Source organism: Streptomyces anandii JCM 4720 (genome assembly GCF_014650655.1).
GTDB lineage: Bacteria > Actinomycetota > Actinomycetes > Streptomycetales > Streptomycetaceae > Streptomyces > Streptomyces anandii.
The window spans coordinates 125,183-129,442 of record NZ_BMVJ01000019.1; the positions used below are offsets into that span (position 1 = coordinate 125,183).

General features: G+C 75.2%; 3 protein-coding genes and 1 pseudogene. 2 read left to right on the forward strand and 2 right to left on the reverse strand.

Features of this window, described 5'->3' with window-relative positions; translation table 11 throughout:
* A partial coding sequence (locus tag IE249_RS38695) for a helix-turn-helix domain-containing protein (protein ID WP_229859407.1) occupies positions 1 to 194 on the forward strand: 194 nt, incomplete at its 5' end.
* Positions 195 to 327: 133 nt separating this feature from the next.
* Positions 328 to 1,776, forward strand: a complete 1,449-nt coding sequence (locus tag IE249_RS28065; protein ID WP_189709130.1) for an aldehyde dehydrogenase family protein — start codon at positions 328 to 330, stop codon at positions 1,774 to 1,776.
* 98 nt (positions 1,777 to 1,874) lie between these two features.
* Here IE249_RS28065 and IE249_RS28070 read toward each other — a convergent pair whose 3' ends face one another.
* Positions 1,875 to 3,272: a PP2C family protein-serine/threonine phosphatase gene (locus IE249_RS28070; protein WP_308434406.1), complete on the reverse strand. Its 1,398-nt coding sequence runs from the start codon at positions 3,270 to 3,272 to the stop codon at positions 1,875 to 1,877.
* Between the two features lie 390 nt (positions 3,273 to 3,662).
* Positions 3,663 to 4,177, reverse strand: a pseudogene (locus IE249_RS28075) (LacI family DNA-binding transcriptional regulator); the annotation flags it as partial.
* Between the last annotated feature and the right edge of the window lie 83 nt (positions 4,178 to 4,260).

Consider the following 4,260-nt stretch of genomic DNA (forward strand, 5'->3'; position numbering starts at 1 on the left):
TGGCCTCGCTGCGGGCCTGGCTCTCCAGGCACGGCCAGTGGGACGCGGCCGCCGCCGACCTGGGCGTGCACCGGCACACGCTGCGCTACCGGATGCGCCGCGTCGAGGAGATCCTCGGGCGCTCGCTGGACGACCCCGACGTGCGCATGGAGCTGTGGCTGGCCCTGAAGGTGACCTCCACCGAGCCGGCGTAGCGTCTCCTGCGCCAATCCGGCGCACCCGGGGTCCGCACTGCTCCACGTCGGACAAGCGCTGTTCAGCGGGCCCGGCCCTACCGTTGACGACGCAAGCAGACAACCTCCAACGCGGAAGGGCCGGGACTCCTCAATGACTTCCACCACCGCCTTCTGGCTCGCCGGCCGCCAGGTCACCGGCGAGGACACCTTCGACGTCACCTCTCCGTGGGACGGCCGGCTGGTCGGCAGGGTCGGCGTGCCGACCGACGCCCAGGTCGAGGAGGCCGTGGCCGCCGCGTACGCCGTGCGGGACGAGCTCGCCGCCACCCCGGCGCACGTGCGCGCCGCCGCCCTGGACCACGTCAGCAAGCGGCTCGCGGAGCGCGCCGAGGAGATCGCCCAGCTCATCTCCGCCGAGAACGGCAAGCCGCTCAAGTGGGCGCGCGGCGAGGTCGGCCGGGCCGTGTCGGTGTTCCGGTTCGCCGCCGAGGAGGCCCGCCGGTTCAACGGCGGCGAGGCCCAGCGCCTGGACACCGACGCCGGCGGCCAGGGACGCCTCGCGCTCACCCGTCGCTTCCCGAAGGGCGTCGTGCTCGGCATCGCGCCGTTCAACTTCCCGCTGAACCTGTGCGCGCACAAGGTCGCCCCGGCGATCGCGGCCGGCGCCCCGATCATCCTCAAGCCGGCCCCGGCCACCCCGCTGTCCGGCCTGATCCTCGGTGAACTGCTCGCCGAGACCGAGGGCCTGCCGGCCGGCTCCTGGTCGATCCTGCCGGTCGCCAACGACAAGATGCCCGCCCTCGTCCAGGACGAGCGGCTGCCGGTCATCTCCTTCACCGGTTCCGAGAAGGTCGGTTACGCGATCATGGACTCGGTGCCGCGCAAGCACTGCACCCTGGAGCTCGGCGGCAACGGCGCGGCCGTCGTCCTCGCCGACTGGGCGAGTGACGCGGACCTCGACTGGGCCGCGAACCGCATCGCCACCTTCTCCAACTACCAGGGCGGCCAGTCCTGCATCTCCGTGCAGCGCGTGATCGCCGACGCCTCGGTGTACGACCGGCTGCTGCCGCGCGTCGTCGCCGCCGTGGAGGCCCAGGTCACGGGCGACCCGTCCGACGCCGCGACCGACGTCGGTCCGCTGGTCAGCGAGGACGCGGCCAAGCGCGTCGAGTCCTGGGTGCAGGAGGCCGTCGAGGCGGGCGCCACCCTGCTCACCGGGGGCAAGCGCGAGGGCGCCTCCTACGCGCCGACCGTCCTGACCGACGTGCCGGCCGATGTGACGATCTCCTGCGAGGAGGTCTTCGGGCCGGTCCTGACCGTGCAGAAGGTGGACGGCGAGGCCGAGGCGTTCGCCGCGGTCAACGACTCCAAGTACGGCCTCCAGGCGGGTGTGTTCACCCACGACGTGCAGGTCGCCTTCCGCGCCCACCGCGCCCTCGAGGTCGGCGGCGTGGTCGTCGGCGACGTGCCGTCCTACCGCGCCGACCAGATGCCGTACGGCGGCGCCAAGCAGTCCGGCGTGGGCCGCGAGGGCGTGAAGTTCGCGATGGACGACTACACCTACGAGCGTGTGCTCGTGCTGACCGGACTGGCCCTGTAAGGGGACCGGTTCGGCCGCGACGGCCGGAGCCCGCTGTGCGGGGGCTCCGGCCGTCGCCCTTTTCCCGCCCCGGCCGAGTCGGCCGGCCGGTCAGGCGGTCAGGCGGTCAGGCGGGCGGCCAGCAGGGCCACGTCGTCGTGCAGGGTCTGCTCGTGGGCGAGCAGGGCGTCGCAGAGCTGGTCCAGCGGGCGGGTGGTGTGGGTGGCGGCGATGTGCGCGGCCTGGTCCATGCCCTCGTCGATCGGGTGGGCGGGATGCTCGACCAGCCCGTCCGTGTGCAGCAGCAGGGTGGAGCCGACGGGGATCGCCCGCTCGTGGTCGGGCCGGGGCAGGCCGGGGTCGACACCCAGGGGCAGGCCCGTGTCCGCGTGCAGATAGCGGGCGCGGTGGTCGGGCGTGACCAGCAGCGGCGGCAGGTGGCCGGCGCTGGACCAGCGCAGCAGGCGGCCGCCGTCCGCGGCCGGCTCCAGCCGCGCGACCAGCACGGTGGCCAGCGGTCCGCCGTGCAGTTCGTGCAGTACGGAGTCCAGGCGGCGCAGGATGCGGCTGGGCGGCTCCCGCTCGTCGAAGGCGATGACCCGCAGCATGTTGCTGATCTGGCTCATCACGGTCGCCGCCTCCAGCCCGTGCCCCATCACGTCGCCCACCATCAGGCAGGGCACCTGGTCGGGCAGGTGGATCAGGTCGTACCAGTCGCCGCCGATCCGGGGCGCGTCGGTGGACGGCTGGTAGCGGGAGCGCAGCTCCAGGCCGGGGAGCCGGGGCAGGTCGGGCAGCAGCCGCCGCTGGAAGTCCTCCGTGGCGCGGCGCAGCCGCTCGAAGAGGCGGGCGTTCTCGATGGCCACCCCGGCGGCGCCGGCCAGTGCGGTGACGATGTCCTCGTCCTCCTCCGTGAAGGAGCCGCCCTCCTTGTCGGCGAGGTAGAGGTTGCCGTAGACGGTCCCGCGGACCCGGATCGGTACCCCGAGGAGGCTGGTCATGACGGGGTGGCCTTCGGGGAAGCCCGCGGAGCGGGGGTGCTTTGACAGGTCGTCCACGCGCAGCGGCCCCGGATGACGGACCAGCTCGCCGAGGAGCCCGGTGCCGTGCGGAAGCCGCGCCCCGCCGGGCCCGCGGAACTGGTCGGCGCCGAAGCCGGAGGTGATCAGCGCCGTGAACTCGTAGTCCTCGCCGAGGATGCCGATCGCCGCGTAGCGCGCGCTGACCAGGGTCCGGGCCGACTCCGTGATGGTGCGCAGCACCACGTCCAGCTCCAGGGCGCCGCTGATGGTCACCACGGCGCCGAGCAGGGCGCGCATGCGGTCGTGGGCGTGGGCGATCTGGCGCAGCCCGGCCTGGAGCTGGTCGAGGTCGTCGACGCCCAGCAGTGGCGGCAGGCGCGCCCCGGCGGACCGGTGCGCGGCTTCGCGGCCCTGGTCGTCCGCGTTCACGACAACCGCCACCTCCTCCACCACCGACACCTGCACCCTTACGGGTACCCGCCCCCGGCACCCCATGTCCTGACACGAGCCGCCGGCCCCGGCCGACGGCGGCGGGCGGCGGGCGGTGGGCGCTGGGTGGGGGCGTGGGCGTGGTCTCGGGGGCTGGTGGTGGCCGGCGCGGTCGGGCCGGCCGGCCGGCGGGAGGCTGCGCGGGGCGCGGGCGTGGCCGTACCGGCCCGCGGCAGGCCCGGGCCCGCGGGCGGCGGACCGGGTGGCGACCCCGGCCGGCGGCCTCAGACGGTGGGCCCGGGGGGTGGCCCGGGCGGTGGTGCGCCGGGCGGGGGCGTGGTCTCGGGGTTTGGTGGTGGCCGGCGCGGTCGGGCCGGTCGGCCGGCGGGGACGGTACGCGGGTGCGGGGGCGGCCGCAGCAGCTCGCCGCAGGCCGGACCCGTGGGTGCCGGACCCGCGGGTGCGGACCAGGGTGCGCTCGGCCAAGCCGGTGTGCCGCTCGCAGGCGGCGGGCGCCTCGCCGATGACCGCGAGGTCACGGTGACCGGGCATCGCCAGGTGCTCCACGCACAGCGCGCCCGTCGCCCGCCGGTCGCGGTGCTCCACGCACAGCGCGTCCGTCGCCCGCCGGTCGAGGTCCACGCAGGTCAGCCCGCGGGTGTCGGCGGGCAGCCCGATCAGCACGGAGGGCCGGCCGCTCGCGCGCGGCAGCGGCAGCCGCTCGTCCTCCAGCTCGACGTCCATCAGGATCATCCCGTCGGCCGGCCCGCTGCCGGTGACGCGGCGCGCAGCGGGATCATCGGCGCGATGATGTCCGAGCGGCTGCTCGCCGGCGCCCTGGCGCCCGCGTTGGGGTGGTGGCCGAGCTCACGGATGCTCGCCTCGACCCGCTGGCGGGTGCTCACGGGGATGGACCGCTTGCCGCTGAGGACACGGCTCACCGTGCTCGCGGAGGCCCCGCGTGTCATCATGGCGTCCACCGTGGCGCCGGGGGTGGTGCCGGGCCGGGGATGCGAGGGGGGCTCGTGGGGACGACGGTACTGGGGGAGCTGCG

What these genes read in the sequence shown, in the direction of transcription:
- IE249_RS28065 (WP_189709130.1), top strand. Translation starts at nt 328, where the DNA reads ATGACTTCCACCACCGCCTTCTGGCTCGCCGGCCGCCAGGTCACCGGC.
- IE249_RS28070 (WP_308434406.1), bottom strand. Translation starts at nt 3,272, where the DNA reads ATGGGGTGCCGGGGGCGGGTACCCGTAAGGGTGCAGGTGTCGGTGGTG.